At 63.6% G+C, this 19,583-nt stretch carries 14 protein-coding genes and 3 pseudogenes; 5 read left to right on the top strand and 12 right to left on the bottom strand.

Features of this window, described 5'->3' with window-relative positions; genetic code table 11:
• Nucleotides 1-17: 17 nt before the first annotated feature.
• Nucleotides 18-448, top strand: a pseudogene (locus ACFQAU_RS04770) (DUF1489 family protein).
• 3 nt (nucleotides 449-451) lie between these two features.
• On the opposite strand, the gene ACFQAU_RS04775 reads toward ACFQAU_RS04770, so the two are convergent.
• The 9 genes from ACFQAU_RS04775 to hisS all read right to left on the bottom strand — a co-directional run bounded on the left by ACFQAU_RS04775 (nucleotide 452) and on the right by hisS (nucleotide 10,734).
• Nucleotides 452-2,272, bottom strand: a complete 1,821-nt coding sequence (locus tag ACFQAU_RS04775; RefSeq protein WP_132444581.1) for an AMP-dependent synthetase/ligase — start codon at nucleotides 2,270-2,272, stop codon at nucleotides 452-454.
• Between the two features lie 11 nt (nucleotides 2,273-2,283).
• Entirely contained in the window at nucleotides 2,284-3,078 is a 795-nt protein-coding gene (locus ACFQAU_RS04780; protein ID WP_067629504.1) for an ABC transporter ATP-binding protein, read from the bottom strand.
• Nucleotides 3,079-3,130: 52 nt separating this feature from the next.
• Nucleotides 3,131-4,339: an ABC transporter substrate-binding protein gene (locus ACFQAU_RS04785; protein WP_236627389.1), complete on the bottom strand. Its 1,209-nt coding sequence runs from the start codon at nucleotides 4,337-4,339 to the stop codon at nucleotides 3,131-3,133.
• A 33-nt stretch (nucleotides 4,340-4,372) separates the two neighbouring features.
• Nucleotides 4,373-5,443 carry a branched-chain amino acid ABC transporter permease gene (locus tag ACFQAU_RS04790; RefSeq protein ID WP_132444583.1) on the bottom strand — a complete coding sequence of 357 codons (1,071 nt, stop codon included), beginning with the start codon at nucleotides 5,441-5,443 and terminating at the stop codon, nucleotides 4,373-4,375.
• Nucleotides 5,440-6,444 (bottom strand): branched-chain amino acid ABC transporter permease, encoded by a 1,005-nt coding sequence (locus tag ACFQAU_RS04795; protein ID WP_067629500.1) that lies wholly within the window; start codon nucleotides 6,442-6,444, stop codon nucleotides 5,440-5,442. The genes ACFQAU_RS04790 and ACFQAU_RS04795 overlap by 4 nt, the downstream gene beginning before the upstream one ends.
• 73 nt (nucleotides 6,445-6,517) lie before the next feature.
• Nucleotides 6,518-7,333 carry an ABC transporter ATP-binding protein gene (locus tag ACFQAU_RS04800; RefSeq protein ID WP_067629499.1) on the bottom strand — a complete coding sequence of 272 codons (816 nt, stop codon included), beginning with the start codon at nucleotides 7,331-7,333 and terminating at the stop codon, nucleotides 6,518-6,520.
• A gap of 211 nt (nucleotides 7,334-7,544) precedes the next feature.
• Nucleotides 7,545-8,234, bottom strand: a complete 690-nt coding sequence (hisG, locus tag ACFQAU_RS04805) for an ATP phosphoribosyltransferase (protein WP_067624598.1) — start codon at nucleotides 8,232-8,234, stop codon at nucleotides 7,545-7,547.
• Nucleotides 8,231-9,313, bottom strand: coding sequence for an ATP phosphoribosyltransferase regulatory subunit (locus ACFQAU_RS04810; protein ID WP_120350290.1), 1,083 nt, complete (start codon nucleotides 9,311-9,313; stop codon nucleotides 8,231-8,233). The genes hisG and ACFQAU_RS04810 overlap by 4 nt, the downstream gene beginning before the upstream one ends.
• Complete coding sequence (gene hisS / locus ACFQAU_RS04815) at nucleotides 9,313-10,734, bottom strand: histidine--tRNA ligase (RefSeq protein WP_386280917.1); 1,422 nt, start codon at nucleotides 10,732-10,734, stop codon at nucleotides 9,313-9,315. The genes ACFQAU_RS04810 and hisS overlap by 1 nt, the downstream gene beginning before the upstream one ends.
• A gap of 239 nt (nucleotides 10,735-10,973) precedes the next feature.
• On the opposite strand from hisS, the gene ACFQAU_RS04820 reads away from it, so the two are divergent.
• Complete coding sequence (locus tag ACFQAU_RS04820) at nucleotides 10,974-11,168, top strand: SlyX family protein (RefSeq protein WP_120352147.1); 195 nt, start codon at nucleotides 10,974-10,976, stop codon at nucleotides 11,166-11,168.
• A gap of 31 nt (nucleotides 11,169-11,199) precedes the next feature.
• Here the strand turns inward: ACFQAU_RS04820 and ACFQAU_RS04825 are convergent, their stop codons facing one another.
• The 3 genes and pseudogenes from ACFQAU_RS04825 to dnaE form a co-directional block, all read right to left on the bottom strand.
• A complete protein-coding gene (locus tag ACFQAU_RS04825) occupies nucleotides 11,200-11,490 on the bottom strand; it encodes a hypothetical protein (protein WP_386280920.1) in 291 nt (96 codons plus the stop codon).
• On the bottom strand, nucleotides 11,487-11,765 hold the full coding sequence (locus ACFQAU_RS04830; RefSeq protein WP_386280923.1) for a hypothetical protein: 279 nt from the start codon (nucleotides 11,763-11,765) through the stop codon (nucleotides 11,487-11,489). The genes ACFQAU_RS04825 and ACFQAU_RS04830 overlap by 4 nt, the downstream gene beginning before the upstream one ends.
• A gap of 95 nt (nucleotides 11,766-11,860) precedes the next feature.
• Nucleotides 11,861-15,396: pseudogene (dnaE, locus tag ACFQAU_RS04835) on the bottom strand (DNA polymerase III subunit alpha).
• 199 nt (nucleotides 15,397-15,595) lie between these two features.
• Here dnaE and ACFQAU_RS22120 point away from each other — a divergent pair.
• The 3 genes and pseudogenes from ACFQAU_RS22120 to ACFQAU_RS22115 form a co-directional block, all read left to right on the top strand.
• Nucleotides 15,596-16,453, top strand: coding sequence for a 2Fe-2S iron-sulfur cluster-binding protein (locus tag ACFQAU_RS22120; protein WP_465320020.1), 858 nt, complete (start codon nucleotides 15,596-15,598; stop codon nucleotides 16,451-16,453).
• Nucleotides 16,393-19,395: a xanthine dehydrogenase molybdopterin binding subunit gene (xdhB, locus tag ACFQAU_RS04845; RefSeq protein ID WP_465320022.1), complete on the top strand. Its 3,003-nt coding sequence runs from the start codon at nucleotides 16,393-16,395 to the stop codon at nucleotides 19,393-19,395. The genes ACFQAU_RS22120 and xdhB overlap by 61 nt, the downstream gene beginning before the upstream one ends.
• Nucleotides 19,392-19,499 (top strand): annotated as a pseudogene (locus tag ACFQAU_RS22115) (XdhC family protein); the annotation flags it as partial. The gene xdhB and the pseudogene ACFQAU_RS22115, both read left to right, overlap by 4 nt.
• Nucleotides 19,500-19,583 lie beyond the last annotated feature (84 nt).

Raw genomic sequence — 19,583 nt, forward strand, 5'->3', positions numbered from 1 at the left:
ACCGTGCGGGGGAACTTTTGGATAACTACATCAATCTAATCAAACTTTCGGTCGGCACCGAAGGCGTCGAGAGCCTCGCCAAATGGCAGGCGCGCAAGGACGTGCGGACCAAGGACGGTCTGCCGCGCCATGTCACGCGGATGTGGCCCAAGCGCGAGGCCGAGATTCTCAACGGCGGCTCGATCTATTGGGTCATCAAAGGCGTCATCCAAGCCCGCCAGCGCATTATCCGCCTGGAGGAGATCACCCGCGCGGACGGCATCCGCCGCTGCGCCATCGTGCTCGACCCTGAGATCATCCGCACCCAAAACAGCCTGCGCCGCGCTTTCCAAGGCTGGCGCTACCTCAAACCCGAGGACGCGCCCCCGACCTGCCCGAGGGCCGCGAAGCCGAGGCCGACCTGCCTGTCGAGCTGAACCGCGCTCTGGCCGAGATCGGCGTGCTCTGAGCCTCACGCAGCGTAGAGCGCTTCGATCTGGTCGCCGTAGAGTTCGTAGATTTTGGCCCGGCGCACCTTCATCGTCGCCGTCACCTCTCCGTCGTCGTGATCAAGCTCCTTGCGCATCAGCCAGACCTTCTTGACCTGCTCGACCCGAGCCAGATCGCGGTTCTGCTTGGCCACCTCAGCGTCGATCAATTCTTGCACCTTGGGATGCTCAGCGAGCGAGCGGAAGGTGGTATAGGCAATCCCCTGCCCCTCGGCCCAGAGCCGCACGGTGTCCATGTCGATCTGCACCAGCGCCGTCACATAGGGCCGCTTGTCGGCAACGGCCACGACCTCCTTGATGAAGGGGCTGGCCTTGATGACATTCTCGATATGCGCGGGCGCAAGGTTCTTGCCCGCCGCGTTGATCATGATGTCCTTCTTGCGGTCGATCAGGGTGATCGAGCCATCGGCCTCCTCGCGCCCCACATCGCCCGTGTGCAGCCAGCCATCCTGAATGGTCTCGGCGGTGGCTTTGGGGTTCTTGTAATAACCCTTGAAGATGGTCCCGCCCGAGAACAGCACCTCGCCATCCTCGGCGATGCGGGTGCGCACGCCGCTGACCGGAAAGCCGATGCGCCCGTCGCATTGGCCCCATGATTTCTGGATCGTGCCCACGCCCGAGGTTTCGGACATGCCCCATGCCTCACGGATATTGACCCCGATGCCGCGCATAAAGCCCAGAAGCTCGGCGCTGATCGGCGCGGCGGCAGAGATCGCGAAACTCGTGCGCCCCAGTCCCAGATAGCTGCGGATGTGCCGGTAGACGAGCGTATCCCAAAAGGCATGCGCCATGCGGTCCCCCGCGCTCCACTTGTCGCGCCGGATCATGCCGCGCCGCTGTGCGCCTTTCAGCGCCATCAGCGTCATCGGCCCTTTGATCCGGCCCGCGGTCTGCGCCTGCACCAACACCCCCGCCTGCATCTTTTCCCAAATTCGCGGCACGCCAAAGAAGACCTGCGGCGCGACCTCGCGCAGATCAAGGGTGATGGTCCGAAGGCTCTCGCCAAAATTCATCACGAATTGCTGCGCCAGCCCGTTGATCACCGTCACCGCCTGTTCGGCGATGTGGCACAGCGGCAGATAGCTCAGCACATCCGTCCCGGGCGGGTAGTCCCCGAAAACGTCACGCGCCACGCCGACGCCCGCGTGGATATTGCCATAGGAAATCTCAGCCGCCTTAGGCAGCCCGGTGGAGCCGGAGGTGAAGACCATCATCGCCGTGTCGTCGGGCTCGATCCCCGCCTGCCGCGCGCGCAGATCGTCGGCGAGACCCGAAAGCCGCGCCCTGCCCTGCTCAAGCAAGTCGTCGAAACTGATCAGCCCCAGCAGATCTTCGCCCCGCGTGCCCTTGGGGTTAAAAATCACCAACTGCCGCAGCTGCGGCACCCGGTCGCCCAGTTCCTTGATCTTGTCCAGCTGCTCCTGATCTTCGATGAACAGCACCGTGGTATCCGAGGCATTTACCAGATGCTCCAGCTCCGCCGCCGGGCTGGTGGGATACATGCCCACCACGACCCCCGCCGCCGCATTGATGCCGAACTGCGCCTGCACCCATTCGCTGCGGTTCTCGCTGAGGATGCCGACATGATCGCCAGCGTTCAGCCCCAGATCGACCAGCCCTGCGGCGGTGGCCTGCATGATCTCTTGCAGCCCCTCCCAGGTGATCTCGTTCCAGATGCCGAATTCCTTTTGCCGCATCGCCACGCCCGTGGGGCGGTTCTTGGCATGGTTGTGCACCATGCGGACCAGCGGCGCGAAGTCGCCCTTGAACTCGTCAAATGCCATGGCGGACCTCCCTAGCTGAGCCAGCGTTTGCGGCGCTTGTAATGTTTCACATCGCGGAAGGACTGCCGCGCGCCGCCCTCCTCGCCCATGCCGAGGTAGAAGGACTGGATGTCCTTGTCGCCGCGCAGCTTGGCCACATCGCCTTCCATGACGATCTGGCCGCTCTCCATGATGTAGCCGTAGTCGGCGACCGAAAAGGCCACCCCGGCGTTCTGCTCCACCAGCAGGATCGCGGTGCCGTCCTCTTGGTTCAGCCGCTTGATCGTGTCGAAAATCTCGGCCACCACCTTGGGCGCGAGGCCGAGCGAGGGCTCGTCCATCAAGATCAACTCAGGCCGCGCGATCATCGCCCGGCCAAAGGCCAGCATCTGCTGCTCCCCGCCCGAAAGGTAGCCCGCAATCTGGCGGCGCCGTTCTTTCAGCCGTGGGAAAAAGGCATAGACCTTGTCATAGTCCGGCTTCGCCTGCCGCCGGTCCAGCGCGTAGGAGGCGGCAATCAGGTTGTCCTCCACCGTCATCTCGCTAAAGATCCGCCGCCCCTCGCGCACGTGGAACAGCCCCTGCTGCACCAGACGGTCGGGCTGGATCGTCATGATCGACTGACCTTTGAAGCTGATCCGACCCTCGCCGACCTCGCCATTCTCAAGCGCGAGCAGGTTGCTCGCCGCCTTCAACGTGGTGGTCTTGCCCGCGCCATTGGTGCCCAGAAGCGTGACGATCTTGCCGTCGGGCACTTCCAGCGACAGCCCGCGCAGCGCCTGCACCGTATGGTGGTAGGTCACTTCGATGTTCTCGATGGTCAGCACGGGCGCGTCCTTTTTCTAGGGTGTGGGGCGCCCGCCGGACGCCCCGCGTTTATCAAACGGTGAACCAATCGGATTTCGGCGTGAACAACCCGTCCTCGGGGTTGTAGCCATAGACCCGGCCCGTCCCGATGGCGTTGTTTTCCATGCTCACCGGCCCACCAAAGAAGCCGCCCGAATCCCAGTCCGAGATCCCCGCCAGCTTCTCGGCGATGTTGTCGGGTGTCAGCTCCAGCCCGGCCTCGGCGGTGTCGCGGAAGGCCTTCATGGCGATCTCCAGCCCGCACATGGTCTGGATCGCCCATGTCGACATGTAGTTCTCCAACGGCGTGCCCGCGAACATTTGCTTGCTGAGTTCGGCGTACTGCTGATAGCGCGGCGCCTCTTCGCGGTCATAGAAATAGCGGTAAGGCATGACGCCCTCATAGCCCGCAAGGAACGGCCCCGCCTCGGCGGTGATGCGGTCGGCAATCAGCTTCTCCATGCCCCAGAAGGTGCCCTTGAATTTGACCGGCAGACCAAACTGCCGCGCGCCGCCAATAAGCTGCGGCCAGACGCCAGTGACATAGCCCTGAAGGATGCAGTGATCCGCGCCGGACTGCGCCAGTTTGGTGACGTGCGTGGGGATATCGGCGCCTTCGGCCTTGGTGCTTTCCTCCAGCACGACTTCAAGGCCCAGCTCCTCGGCGGTCTTGCGCCCGTGTTCGATCGGATCGCGGCCAAACTCAGTGTTGGAGAAGATGAAGGCGACCTTCTGCCCGCCCTCGTTCTTGATGTTCTGCAACAGGATGTCGAACTGGCTTTGGTAGGTTGGACCCGAGAGATACTGGTAGGGATGCGTCGCAGGGTCGGCCAGTTCCGAGGCGAAAGAGGTCGAGCCCATAATCCGGGCGTTCTCGCCCTTAAGCTCGGGCGCGATCAGCTTCATCGCCCCCGTGCTGTCAGCGAAATAGCCGATCATGTTCTTGCCTTCAGAGGCCAGCGCCCGCTGGTAGTTGTTGAGCGCATTCTGCGGCACATAGCCCGAATCCTCGGTGACGAAGCGAATGGGCACCCCGGCCACCCCACCCTCGTCGTTGAAAAGCTTCGCGGCCATGGCAAAGGCAGGCGCGACCAACTGACCGGCGGTGGCAAAGGGCCCGGTGAGCGGCAGCGAGGCGCCGAGCACATACTCCTTGGGCTGGGCGCGCAGGATCATCGGCGTGCCCATGGCCGCCGTCGCGGCGGCGGTGGTGGCGAGGAAGGATCGGCGGTTCATGGTCATCTGGTCTTCTCCCTGATGTGGCCTTGTGAATTCTTACCCGCGCGCAAACGGCCAACGGTTTGCGGCGCGCAGGATACGGTCGACGATTTGGTTGATGCCCAAGGGTTCCTTGAGCAGGAACAACACCAGCAGCACGCCGAAGGCGATCTGCTGCAAGGGCGCGCGCAATTGCCCCGCGCCGGCGCTGTCACCCGCAAGCGCGCCAAAGAGCACTTTGATAAGTTCGGGCACCATCACCACGATGATGACCCCGAAAACCGGCCCCATCGTGCGCCCCATGCCACCGATGATCAGCGCCGCCACAAGGTTCAGCGACAGCGCCAGTTCGAACTGCTCGGGCAGGATGCGGGCGTAGAAATAGGCGAAAAGCGCCCCCGCCAGACCACAGTACGCGGCCGAGAGGGCAAAGCTCATCAACTTGTAGCGCAAGAGCGAGATGCCGAGGATCTCGGCGGAATAGTCGCGGTCGCGAATGGCGATGAAGGCACGACCCACGCGGGTGCGGATCAAGTTCTGCGCCGCCAGCAGCGACACCAACCCCACCGCCGCAATCAGACCGAACATCTCGCGTTTGGTATCCAACTCCCAGCCCAGCAGATTGGGCACATTGGTATTGATCCCCACCATGCCGCCAGTCCAAGGGGCAAAGAGGTCTTCTTCGATCAAAAAGATCACGATGAAATTCGCCGCCAGCGTCGCCACGGCGAGGTAGAGCCCCTTGACCCGCAGGCTCGGCAGGCCGACCAACACGCCCACCGCCGCCGCCAGCGCCACGGCCAAGGGCACCGAGACGAAGGGCATCAACCCTGCCGGGATCACCCCGTCGCCGAGGTTACCGAAGATGGTCACCGCATAGGCACCGATGGCCACGAAGGCGCCATGGCCCAGCGAGACCAGCCCGGTATAGCCGGTCAGGATGTTGATCCCCACCACGGCGATCAGCAGGATGCCCATCTGGCTGGCAATCAGGATCAGGTAGTCATTGCCGAACAGGGTGAAAAGCGCCAGCGCAAGGATCGACCCGTAAACGAAGGCCTGTTTGTAGCGGTTGTTCAGCACCCGCTCATCGGCGGCATAGCTGGATTTGAGATTTGCGTTGATCATATCCGCTCGACCTCTTTCTGCCCCATCAGGCCGTGCGGGCGCCAGATCAGCACCACCAGCACGGTGACGTAGGGCACGATCTCGGCCCAGCCGCCGCCCATCTGCCACTGGGTCATCGCCTCAAGCACGCCCACGACCATCGCCGCGATCAGCACGCCGACATAGCTGTCGAGCCCGCCCATCAGCACGATCGCCAGCACCGAAAAACCAAAAAGCCCGAGGCTCGGTGAAATGCCGTTGCGGGTGGCGAGGATCGCCCCCGCGATGGCGCCGGTGGTGCTGGCCAGCACCCAAGCGCGGGAGAAGACCTTGGGCACCGAAATACCCATGGAATAGGCGGTCGACTGGTCCTCGGCGGTGGCGCGGATGGCGATGCCGCCCTTGGTGAACTTCACGAAGGCGACGATGCCACCGAAAAGCAGCAGGGCCACGACCATGTTCACCAGATCAGTGCCAAAGAGGAAGATCATCGTGCCGAACAACTCGAACCGGATCGGCATGTTGGGCGCGATATAGGGCACGCTTGCCGCATCCGCCGTCCAGATCAACTGCGCCGCGCCCGACAGGATTGAGATCAGGCCAACCGTGACCATGATCATCGCAAAAATAGATTGCCCCATCAGCGGGCGCATCAACACCCGCTCGATGATCCGGCCCAGAATGGCGTTGCAGACCAGCGCCCCCGCCAGCCCCAACAGGATGCGCGGCAGGTTCGCCACCCAATCAAGCACCGCCGCCACGGGCGAAAACATCGGCAGTTCGCCCCGCATTTCGACCATCCAGCCCGGCTGCCAAGAGGCGAGCCAAGCCGGCGCCCAAGGCTGGCCCGGGACGATCACGGCGAAGGTGAAATAGAAATAGGCCCCGAACATGATCAGGTAACCATGGGCGAAGTTCACCACCTTGGTCGCCTTGTAAACGCTGACGATCCCCACGGCGATCAGCGCGTAGATCGCTCCGGCCATCAGCCCGTTGATCGCGAATTGCACGAACTGCCCCATCAAAGCGCCTCCCTTTCCTTACCCTCGGAATTTTTCAAAAATTCCGGCGCGATTTCTTCAAAGGAAATCGGCGTCATGCCGCGGCACCCAGATAGGCTTCGATAACTGCCGGGTTGTTCGAGACCTCCTCGGGCGTGCCGCTGGCGATCTGTTGGCCAAAGTTCAGCACGACAATGCGGCTGCAGATGTCCATCACCATGTGCATGTCATGTTCCACCAGCAGGATCGTGGTGCCGAACTGCTCCTGCACGTCGAGGATGAACCGCGCCATGTCGGCGGTCTCTTCCCGGTTCATGCCCGCCACCGGCTCATCCAGCAGCAGCACGCGCGGGCGCATCGCCAGCGCGCGGCCCAGTTCGACCCGCTTTTGCAGACCATAAGGCAGCATGGTAATCGGGTATTTGCGGATGTGGTCGATCTCAAGGAAATCGATGACCTGCTCTTCGATCTCGCGGCGCAGCTCCAACTCGGCCTTCTGCGCCGCGCCGAAATAGCGCAGCGCTTGCCAGACGTTGGTATTGAGCCGCGTGTGACCGCCGAGCTTGATGTTGTCGAGCACGGTCATGCCGCGAAACAGCGCGATGTTCTGGAAGGTCCGCGCCAGCCCCAGCCCTGCGCGCCTGTCGGGGCTGAGCGTCGTGATATCCTGCCCGTCAAAGGACACACGCCCCCGGTCGGGCTTGTAAAACCCTGATATTGCATTGAAAAGCGAGGTCTTGCCCGCGCCGTTGGGGCCAATGACACCGGTGATCTCTCCGGCCCCGGCTTCGAAATTCACCCCCTGCAGCGCCTTGATGCCGCCAAAGGACAGATGCAAATCCTCAATCTTCAGCAATCGCCCACTCCCATGCGGCGACGGCTGCGGCCCCTCGCAAGGGGCGCGTGACATCCGATCATCGACGGATCCTCCCTATGTCCCGATCCCTGCCCCTTTTGGCGGAGCTTGTGGTATCGGCCTGTTGACCCTTTCACCCTATCCGAAGCGCGCTATCCCGCAAGTCTCTTGATAGGTCGCAGGGCGACAGGCGCCCGAGCCAGAGAGGCTCGGGAGGTGCAATCATATGGAAGGGAAGGGAAAAACCCGTGGCTGTGACGCTACGTCAGGTCAGTTGCGCGATCAGGGTTTTCAGCGCTTTGCGGCTGTGATCCTCTAGGGGCGCCATGCGCGACCGCCAGAGTGTGGCCTGCGATTGCAGGATCAAACCGTCGCTGAGGATCTTGAGGTGATTGGCGCGCAGCGTCTCTCCGCTGGAGGTGATATCGGCAATCGCCTCGGCGGTTTCATTCAGCACCGTGCCCTCGGTCGCGCCTTGGCTGTCGACCAGCGCGTAATCGGCCACACCGTGGGTGCGCAGGAATTCCCGCACCAACCGGTGGTATTTCGTGGCAATGCGCAGGCGGAAGCCATGTTCAGCGCGGAAGGCCGCCGCGGCGGCATCCAGATCATCCAGCGTATCGACATCGACCCAAGCCTGCGGCACCGCGATGATCAGGTCGGCATGGCCAAAGTTCAATTCCTCCAGCGGCTCGACCAGTTGATCCCAAAGCGCCAGCTTCTCTTGCACCAGATCGGTGCCGGTCACGCCAAGGTGGATCCGCCCCGCCGACAGTTCGCGCGGGATTTCTCCGGCTGAGAGCAGCACCAGAGAGACATCTTCGATGCCCTCGACCTTGCCCGCATATTCGCGGTCGGACCCGGTGCGCTGCAAGCTCACGCCGCGCGCGCCGAACCATTCAAAGGTCTTTTCCATCAGCCGCCCCTTGGACGGCACACCAAGTTTCAGCGTCATTGCCCGGCCTCCAGTTCCAGCATCAGACCGGGGCGCATCACACCGCCCACCGCCGGGATTTCATCGCCCTGCCCCAACCGCCGGGTCAGCGCGTCATAGCGCCCGCCGCTGGCGATGCTGGGCAGATCGGGCCGCGAGGCCGCGCGGAAGGCAAAAACGAAACCGTCGTAATATTCCATCGAAGACCGCCCATGGCTGGCCTCGAAGAGCAGCGCATCGGTATCGATCCCACGGGCGCGCATCGCATCGGCACGGGCCGCAACCCGGGCCACGGCATCGCCGATGGCGGGCATGTCGACGGCCAGATCGCGCAGACGGCTCAGCGCGTTCGGCAGGGTTTCTTTGACCTCCAACAGCGCCTCAAACAGATCGACTTGCTGCGCGGAAATCGGCGCGGTCTTGGCGTCCTCGCGCAGCGCTGCCACGCGGGCTTCGATCTCTGCCTGTGAGCGCAGTCCGACCATGGGTGCCGAAATCTCGGCCTCTGCCTTGGCCAGCAACGCTTTGCGTCCGGCAGGCACAGGGGTACGCCCCGCGTAGCGGTCCAGCAGCGCGCGAAAGCGGCGCGGGCGCCAGATGTGACGCATCAATGCCTGTTTACGCGCGGGCGAGGTATCAAGCCCCTGCACCGCCGCCATCAGCACACCGATATCCCCCGTCACCGGGCGCACCGGCAGCCCCTGCATCGCCTCGGCGATCAGGGCGAAAACCTCGGCATCTGCCGCCGCCGGGTCGGCGCGGTCGAAAACCTCGAAACCCACCTGAATGTATTCATTGGCGCGGTTTGGGTCGTGTTCCTGACGGCGGAAAACCTCGCCGGAATAGGTATAGCGCGCGGGCTCGGCCCCATGGGCCATATGCATCTGCACCACGGGCACGGTGAAATCGGGGCGCAGCATCTGCTCGCCACGCAGCGCGTCCGAGGTGACGTAGGCGCGCGCGCGGATGTCCTCGCCGTAGAGGTCCAGCAGCGTGTCGGCCGGTTGCAGGATCGGCGGCTCGACGAGCACAGCGCCCTGCGCGTCGAAAATCGCGCGTAGCGACGCCGCCCGCGCCAGCGTTTCGGAACGTGTCGGCATCAGCTTGTCCGATCCAGAATATCGCGGACCGCTTTGATCAGATCAGCGCGGGGCACTTCATATTGGTTCGGGCGCTCTTTCCACTCATCATGGCTCGCCTCTTGCGCCAGTTGCGCACCCAGCACCATGTCCTTGATCTGCACCACGCCGCGGTCTTTCTCGTCACCGCCTTCGATGACCACAACCGGGCTTTGCCGCTTGTCGGCGTATTTCATCTGGTTGCCGAAGTTCTTGGGGTTGCCCAGATACACCTCTGCCCGGATGCCCGCCTGCCGCAACTCGGCGACCATCGCCTGATAATCGGCCATGCGGTCGCGGTCCATCACGGTGACGACGACGGGGCCTGTGGCTTCGCCCTCAAGCCGCCCCTTCGCGGCCAGCGCGGCCAACAGCCGGTCAACGCCGATGGAGACGCCCGTGGCAGGCACTTCCTGCCCTGTAAACCGCTTGACCAGATCATCATAGCGCCCGCCGCCCGCGACCGAGCCGAAGTTCCGCGCGCGGCCCTTTTCGTCTTTGATCTCAAAGGTAAGCTCGGCCTCGAACACCGGCCCTGTGTAGTAGCCAAGGCCGCGCACGACCGACGGATCAATCTCAACCCGGTCAGGGCCATAGCCACCCGCGGCCAGCAGGTCAGAGATCAACTCAAGCTCATCTACGCCCTGCACGCCGACATCGGAGCCCGCGACCAACTCGCGCAGCCGCGACACTGTCTCGGCCCCACTGTCCCGCTTGGCCTGCATGAAACCCATGACCACATCGGCCTGCGCGTCTTCCAACCCGGCACCCTTGGTGAAATCGCCGCTGTCGTCCTTGCGGCCCTCGCCCAGCAAGGCGCGCACGCCCTCTGCGCCGAGGCGGTCCAACTTGTCGATGGCGCGCAGCACGATGCCGCGTTCGGTGTCCTTGTCGTCTCCGGCAAGGCCCGCAACTTCCAGCACCCCATTCAGCACCTTGCGGTTGTTCACCCGCACCACATAGTCGCCGCGTGCGATCCCCACTTCTTCCAGACAATCGGCCAGCATCGCGCAAATCTCGGCATCCGCCGCCACCGATGGCGCGCCTACGGTATCCGCATCGCACTGATAAAACTGACGAAACCGCCCCGGCCCTGGCTTTTCATTGCGCCAGACCGGCCCCATCGCATAGCGGCGGTACGGCATCGGCAGATCGTTGCGGTGCTGGGCATAGACCCGCGCCAAGGGCGCTGTCAGATCATAGCGCAGCGCCAGCCAATCACCGGGCTTGTCGCCTTCGGAATCTTCCTGCCACGCGAAAACGCCTTCGTTGGGGCGGTCCACATCGGGGAGGAATTTGCCAAGCGCCTCAATCGTCTCCACGCCCGAGCTTTCCAGCGCGTCGAACCCATAGCGGTGATAAACGGCGGCGATCTTGCTGAGCATCTCGGCCCGATGGGTCACCTCGGTCCCGAAATAATCGCGGAACCCTTTCGGGGTCTGCGCCTTGGGACGGGGGTTTTCTTGGGCTTTGCCATGGCAAGGATCCTCGGTGCATCAATTGGCCTCGCGTCTAGCCCAAGCCCCCGCAAGAGCAAGCAACGCGGCATCGCGCCCCTGTCCCGCGCCGCGCGACCGTGCTAGATCGCGCAAAAAGGATGCGCGTCATGACAGAACAGACCCCAGACCAAACCGCAGACCATATCAGCCGTCTCGAAGAGCAGATCGCCCATCTGACCCGCGCGGTCGACGATATGTCAGAGATCGTCACCCGTCAGGAGGATGAGATCGTGACCCTGAACCGCCGCGTGCATATGTTGATGCAGCGCGAGGGGGAACGGGATGCTTCGGGCGGCGGCGCTGTCGTCATGGGCGATGAACGGCCCCCGCATTACTAAGCGGCAGCCCCGGTCTATGCCCGCAACCCGCTCAATCCGCTGATTTCATTGCCACGGCGGCCACCGCCCCGTCATGCACCAACACCTCAGACCAACGTGCGGTCTGGCCCAAACGCTCATAGGCGTTGACGAAAAACGCCGTTTTGTCGAGCGTGCCAATCCGCTTGCCGCAGGGTTTGCCCTTGCCCACGCCACAGACACTGGCCTTGATCGCCTCATAGGCCGCGTCGGTCTCGGCGATGGGCAGGTTTTCCCCACCCGGGCCATAGTGCAACTGCTCATAGACCGAGGGCGTGCCGAACAAGACATTGGCCGCCGTCAACTGGCGCGCGCAGTCATCCGCAAAACCGGTGATGTAGAAACTGCGCGCCCCCGCGCTGCCGGGTTGCGATCGAACAGCCGATAGCCCCGCGCCGCAGGTTCTTCGACCATCTTGCCCAAATCCTGCTCTCGCACATCACAGACGCGGGCGACCTCCCCAAAAGGCAGGGCGGTGCCAAAGCCGATCTCGGCAACCTGAGGCGCCGGCGCGGAGGGCGCCATGCCGCAGGCCGAGGGAAGCGCTGCCATGATCAAAAGGCCGATGCGTCGTTTCATGCTCTGCTCCCCGTTGCTTGTCAGGCAGTTAGCGCAGCCACTGCTTGCCGTCCACTGACGGGCGGAAAAAGGGCGGATCTGCGCGAGGGGCGAGATCAGATTTCCTCGACCTCCATCACCCCATCAAGCGAACGGATCGCGCCCTTGATCTGCGGTGTCACCGGGAACTCGCGCCCCAGATCAACCTCGACCTCGCCGGGCAGGCTTGGGTTTATCAGGCAGAACTGCACCGGCCCCTTCCCCGCCGCTTTGACCGCTTGGCGCGCGCCATCAAGCACATCGGCCACCGATTGAATGGCCCCCGGCCCGTCGATGAAAACGCGCAGTCCCATGCTGCCCGCATCCGCAACCGCCGCGTCGATCGGGCCGATGCCGCGTGCCAAAAGCTTCAACTGGTCGCTTTCCATCGTGGCTTCGACCGTAACGACGACCTTGGAGCCGACCTCCAGATGATCGCGCGACGCCTCCAGCACGTCAGAGAAGATCGTCACCTCGTAGCCGCCTGTGGTGTCCGAAAGCTGCGCAAAGGCAAAGCGGTTGCCCCGCGCCGACTTGCGCTCTTGCCGTCCGGCGACCACGCCCGCCAGCCGCGCGTTCATCGCGCCGCGGGTGCTGACCTTTTCGTTCAATTCGTCCAGCGTGAGGAAGGGCAAGCCCGCCTCGCGCGCCCATTTGCGTTTCAGCGGCGGCATGTAGTCATCAAGCGGATGGCCCGAAAGGTAGAAACCCACGGCCTTGAATTCCTCGGCCAGCCGCTCTGCCGATTGCCAGTCGTCGCAGGGCAACATGCGCGGTTCGGGCAGATCGTCGCCCGCCTCACCAAAGAGCGACACCTGGTTGCTGGCTTTCTGCTCATGGATCGCCGCGGAGTAGCTGACCAGCCCGTCGAGCGATTGGAACACCCGCCGCCGGTTGCTGTCGAGCTGATCGAAGGCACCCGAGCGCACCAGCATCTCAAGCGGGCGCTTGCCCACGCGCTTGAGGTCCACCCGACGGGCGAGATCAAAGAGCGTGGCAAAGGGCTTATCGACACCGTCGACCTTGCGCCCCTCGGTCACCAGCCGCATCGCCTCAAGCCCGACATTTTTCAGCGCGCCAAGCGCATAGACCAGCGCGCCGTCGACCACTTTGAAGGTCGCATCCGAGCGGTTCACGCAGGGCGGCACCCAAGGCAGTTCCAGCCGCTTGCGCACTTCCTCGAAGTAAACCGCCAGCTTGTCGGTCAGGTGAATATCGCAGTTCATCACCCCGGCCATGAACTCAACCGGATGGTTCGCCTTTAGCCAAGCGGTCTGGTAGCTGACCACCGCATAGGCCGCGGCGTGGGACTTGTTAAAACCGTAGTTGGCGAATTTTTCCAGAAGGTCGAAAACCTCTGCCGCCTTCTTTTTATCGACCCCATTGGCCATCGCGCCCTTTTCGAATTTGGGGCGCTCCTTGGCCATTTCCTCGGCGATTTTCTTACCCATCGCACGGCGCAACAGGTCCGCGCCGCCAAGCGAGTAGCCCGCCATGACCTGCGCGATCTGCATCACCTGTTCTTGGTAAACGATGATGCCTTGGGTCTCTTCAAGGATGTAGTCGATCGACGGGTGCACGGATTCCAACTCGCGCTGGCCATTCTTGACCTCGCAATAGACCGGAATGTTCTCCATCGGGCCGGGACGGTAAAGCGCCACGAGGGCCACGATGTCTTCGATACAGGTCGGCTTCATGCGCTTGAGCGCATCCATCATGCCGCTGGATTCCACCTGAAAGACCGCGACCGTCTTGGCGCTGGAGTAAAGCTTGTAGGTCGCCTTATCATCGAGCGGGATCGTGGCCACGTCATCCACGTGCCCCTCTGGCGGCTCATAAATTTGGCGACCATCGGCGGCGAGGTGCAGATGCCGCCCGCCCGCTTTGATCTGATCAAGCGCGTTTTGGATGACGGTGAGAGTCTTCAGGCCCAGAAAGTCGAATTTCACCAGCCCGGCCTGTTCGACCCATTTCATGTTGAACTGCGTCGCTGGCATGTCCGAGCGCGGGTCTTGGTAGAGCGGCACCAGATGGTCCAGCGGCCGGTCGCCGATGACCACACCCGCCGCGTGGGTCGAGGCGTTCCGGAGCAGCCCTTCGACCTGCTGGCCATAGGTCAGCAAGCGGTCCACGACCTCTTCGTTCTTGGCCTCTTCGCGCAGGCGCGGCTCATCCGCCAGCGCCTTTTCGATGGAGACGGGTTTCACCCCTTCCACCGGGATCATCTTCGACAGACGGTCGACCTGCCCGTAGGGCATCTGCAACACGCGACCAATATCGCGCACCGCCGCCTTGGACAAAAGCGCACCGAAGGTGATGATCTGCCCCACCTTGTCGCGGCCATATTTCTCTTGCACGTAGCGGATCACCTCTTCGCGGCGGTCCATGCAAAAGTCGATGTCGAAGTCGGGCATCGAGACCCGCTCGGGGTTGAGGAAACGCTCGAACAGGAGCGAATAGCGAAGGGGGTCGAGGTCGGTGATGGTCAGCGCATAGGCCACGAGCGACCCCGCCCCCGAGCCCCGCCCCGGCCCCACCGGAATGTCATTGTCTTTGGCCCATTGGATGAAGTCGGCAACGATCAGGAAGTAGCCGGGGAACCCCATGCCTTCGATGATGCCCAGCTCGAAATCGAGGCGCTTTTGGTAGTCCTCCACGCTGACCGCATGGGGGATCACCGCCAGACGCGCCTGTAGCCCCTCGTTGGCCATGCGGCGCAGTTCGGCCACCTCATCGTCGGCGAACTTCGGCAAGATCGGATCGCGGCGGTAGGCCATGAAGGCGCAGCGTTTGGCGATCTCGACAGTGTTGCTTAGCGCTTCGGGCAGATCGGCGAAAAGCGTCGCCATCTCGGCCTGCGACTTGAAGTAATGCTGCGCGGTCAGGCGACGCCGGGGCTGGCTTTGGTCAACATAGGCACCCTCGGCGATGCAGATCAGCGCGTCATGGGCCTCGTACATATCCGGTTTCGGGAAATAGACATCGTTGGTCGCAACCAGCGGGATATCCATCGCATAGGCCATCTCGATAAAGCCGCGCTCGGTCAGACGCTCGGGCTCGGGCTGTCCGCCGTCTTCGGGGTGGCGCTGCAACTCGACATAAAGCCGGTCGCCAAAGGCACCCTGCAGCCGGGCCATCAACGCCTCTGCCGCCGGGCGCTGGCCGCCTTGCAAAAGCATCCCCACCGGCCCCAACGGGCCACCCGTCAGGCAGATGAGATCGGCGCTCAGCGCCTCAAGCTCCGCCAGCGTCACCTCGGCCACCGCGCCCCCTTGTCGAGGTAGAGGCAGGAGTTCAGCCTCATTAGGTTTTCATAGCCCAATTCGCTTTGCGCCAGCAGGACCACCGGTGCGGGCGGGCGCGGCTTCTCACCCGGCTGCACCTCGACATAGGCGATATCGACCTGACAGCCGATGATCGGCTGCACGCCCGCGCCCGCCATGGCGACAGAGAATTCGAGGGCGGCGAACATGTTGTTGGTGTCGGTCAGCGCCAGCGCGGGCATGCCCGCATCGCGGCACATGCCGGGCAGTTTTTTCAACCGCAGCGCGCCCTCCAGCAAGGAATACTCGGAATGGCTACGCAGGTGAATGAATCGGGGATCATTGGACATGGCGCATTTTTACGCCACCCACCCCAAAGGCACCAGCACCGGATCGCACCCAGCGCATTTTTCGCCCAAGGTATTTTTTCTTGCCAAAACGCCCCCCGCCCCGCTAGCCTAACCTCTACCTCGCCCGCGCCCGGTTCTACGCCGCATCGAACCCCGCGCACCGTTATGGGCCACTTTGTACTGCGGCGGATGAGAACCAATGGACATCACTTTTCTTCTCAATGGAGAAGTCGTGTCACTCTCCAACGTGTCCCCGACCACCACCCTGCTCGACTGGCTGCGCGAAGAGCGTGGCCTGACCGGCACCAAGGAGGGCTGTAACGAGGGCGACTGCGGAGCCTGTTCGGTGATGATCACCGATGAAAACGGCAGCCGCGCGCTCAATGGCTGTATCCTGTTTCTGCCGCAGGTGAACGGCAAGGCCGTCACCACGGTCGAGGGCATGGCGAGCGCCGATGGCACGCTGCACCCGGTGCAGGAGACGATGATAGAGCATCACGGCAGCCAGTGCGGGTTCTGCACGCCGGGCTTCGTGGTCTCCATGGCCACGGCGCATCTCAATGGTGCGACGGATCATGACGTGCAACTGGCTGGCAACCTTTGCCGCTGCACCGGCTACGCCCCGATCATCCGCGCCGCGGAGGCCGCCGCAGGCGCGCCGGTGCCCGCCCATCTGCGCAGCCTGAAAGACACGTTGGCGCAGGACATCCCCGCGCCTACCAAAGCCGATGGCGCGCCGCATGTGCAGCCCGAAAGCAGCGATGAACTCGCCGCTTGGTATCTCGACAATCCCGATGCCACGCTGATCGCCGGGGCGACGGACGTGGGCCTTTGGGTCACCAAAGGCTTCCGCGATCTTGGCGCCGTCGCCTTCCTCAACCGCTGCGCCGATCTGCGCGGCATCACCGAGGACGAAACCGGCCTGCGCATCGGTGCAATGACCACGCTGACCGAGGTAGAGGCAAAGCTTGCCCCCTGCATCCCAGCTTGGGTACCATGCTGCGCCGCTATGGCTCGACGCAGGTGCGCAACGCGGCGACGCTGGGCGGCAATATAGCCAATGGCTCGCCCATCGGGGATGGCCCGCCCGCGCTGATTGCGCTTGGGGCGACCCTGCAGTTGCGGCGCGGTAATGCGCGACGCGAAATAGCGCTTGAGGATTTCTTTCTCGACTACGGCAAACAAGACCGCGCGGCGGGAGAATTTGTCGAAGCCATCCTCATCCCCCGCCAACATGACACCCTGCGCTGCTACAAACTGTCGAAACGCTTCGATCAAGATATTTCGGCGGTCTGCGGCTGTATTTCGATCACCGGCAATGGCACCGAAATCCTCACCGCGCGCATCGCCTTTGGCGGCATGGCGGCAACACCGAAACGCGCTGCTGCGGCTGAGGCGGCGCTGGTCGGCCAACCGTGGAGCGAAGACACCATCCGCAAGGCGATGGCAGCGATGACCGACGATTTCACCCCCTCTCGGACATGCGCGCCTCTGCCAGCTACCGGATGGAGGCGGCGCAAAACATGCTGCTGCGCTATTTCCATGACGCCAACGGTCAAGCCACCAACCTGCAGGAGGTCTCGGCATGAGCGTTGCAAAGCCCTTCCCCATGACGCCGCGAAGCTCCATGTCACCGGTGCCGCGCGCTATGTAGACGACATCCCCACCCCGCGCGGCACGCTGCATCTGGCCTTTGGCCTCAGCCCCGTCGCGGCGGGCGAATTGACGGCGCTTGACCTCGACGCCGTGCGGTCTGCGCCCGGCGTGGTCAAAGTGCTGACTGCCGATGATCTCCTCCATGACTGCGACACCTCACCCTCGAACCATGACGAGCCGCTTTTGGCGACGGGCGAAATCCATTTCGCGGGCCAACCGCTCTATCTGGTCGTGGCCACCAGCCACCTCGCTGCCCGTCGCGCCGCGCAACTGGGCAAACCACAGATCACCCCGCGTGATCCGATCCTGACCGTCGAGCAGGCGCTCGCCGCCGACAGCCGGTTCGAAGACGGCCCCCGCATCTACCAGAAGGGCGATGCCGAGGCCGCGCTCTCCAAGGCCAGCCGCCGCCTCTCGGGCCAGATCGAGATGGGCGGGCAGGAGCATTTCTATCTCGAAGGTCAGGCCGCCATGGCGCTGCCGCAGGACAACGGCGACATGCTGGTGCATTCCTCGACCCAGCACCCGACCGAAATTCAGCACAAAGTGGCCCATGCCATTGGCCGCCCGATGCATGCCGTGCGGGTCGAGACCCGGCGCATGGGCGGTGGTTTCGGTGGCAAGGAAAGCCAAGGCAACGCGCTGGCGATTGCCTGTTCTGTCGCCGCGTCTCTGACGGGCAAACCCTGCAAAATGCGCTATGACCGCGATGACGATATGATCATCACCGGCAAGCGGCATGATTTCCGCATCGCTTACGACGCAGGCTTTGACGAGACGGGGCGCATCACCGCGCTGGACGTGACCCATTACACCCGCTGTGGCTGGTCGATGGACCTCAGCCTGCCCGTGGCCGACCGCGCCATGCTGCACGCCGACAACGCTTACCATCTGCACGACATCCGCATCACCTCGCACCGCTTGCGCACCAATACCGCCAGCGCCACGGCGTTTCGCGGTTTTGGCGGGCCGCAAGGGGTGGTCGGTATTGAGCGGGTCATGGACCATATCGCTCATGAACTGGGCCTCGACCCGCTCGCCGTGCGCCGGGCGAATTACTACACCGACAACGCCCACCGCCCGACCGAGGTGGAGGCCACCGGCACCGCGATCGACAACCGCACCCCACCGGATGCAGAGGCCGATCTATCCTCTCGCGGCGCGCCCCCTGCGCCGACTGGCAAGGCTGCGATCCCTGAAACCCCGTCGGACGTGCAGACCACGCCCTATCAGCAGCCGGTCACCGACTGTATCATCAATGCACTGACCGACCGACTGGTTGAGAGTGCCGACTACAACGCCCGCCGCGCCGCCATCGCCGAATGGAACGCCGCAAACCCGTTACTGAAACGCGGCATCGCTATCACCCCGGTTAAATTTGGCATCTCCTTCACGCTCACCCACCTCAATCAAGCGGGCGCGCTCGTGCATGTCTATCAGGATGGCTCGATCCACCTGAACCATGGCGGGACCGAGATGGGGCAAGGGCTGTTCCAGAAGGTTGCGCAAGTCGCCGCGTCGCGCTTTGGCGTCTCGCCCGAGGCGGTCAAGATTACAGCCACCGATACCGCCAAAGTGCCCAACACCTCGGCCACGGCGGCATCTTCCGGGTCAGACCTCAACGGGATGGCCGCGCAAAACGCCTGTGACACGATCCGCGACCGCATGGCGACGCATCTGGCCGAACGCTACCAGACCACGCCGGATCAAGTGCGGTTCACCGACGGCATGGTGCAGATCGGGGGCGAAGAGATCACCTTTGCCGCTGCCGCCGCTTCGGCCTATGAAAACCGCGTCAGCCTTTCGGCCACGGGATTCTACAAAACGCCCGACATCGAATGGGACCGCATCGCCGGACGCGGGCGGCCATTCTACTACTTCGCCTATGGTGCCGCCTGCACCGAAGTGGTGATCGACACGCTGACCGGCGAAAACCGCATTCTGCGCACTGACATCCTGCATGACGCGGGCGCCTCGCTGAACCCGGCGCTGGACATCGGCCAGATTGAGGGCGGATACGTGCAAGGCGCGGGCTGGCTCACGACCGAGGAACTGGTCTGGGACGAAACCGGCACCCTGCGCACCCACGCGCCTTCGACCTATAAAATCCCCGCCTGCTCCGACCGGCCGCCCGTGTTCAACGTGAAACTCTGGGACCAGCCAAACCCGGCGCAGACGGTCTACCGCTCCAAAGCCGTGGGGGAGCCGCCCTTCATGCTGGGCATCTCGGCCTTCATGGCGCTGTCGGATGCGGTATCGGCCTGCGGAGAGCGCTACGCCGATCTGCAAGCGCCCGCCACCGCCGAGGCCGTCCTTGCCGCCGTGGGACGGGCGCGGGAATGAGCGCGGTTTATGTCGAGGTCACCGCCACGCACGGATCGGCCCCGCGTGATGCGGGCACGGCGATGAAAGTCACGCCGGACAGCATCGACGGCACCATCGGCGGCGGCGCGTTGGAGCATCAGGCGATTGCCCATGCCCGGCGCCTGCTGGCCGAAGGGCGTTTCGAGGACAGCCAAACCCTGCCTCTC

This window comes from Sulfitobacter profundi (genome assembly GCF_042661425.1).
Classification (GTDB): domain Bacteria; phylum Pseudomonadota; class Alphaproteobacteria; order Rhodobacterales; family Rhodobacteraceae; genus Sulfitobacter; species Sulfitobacter profundi.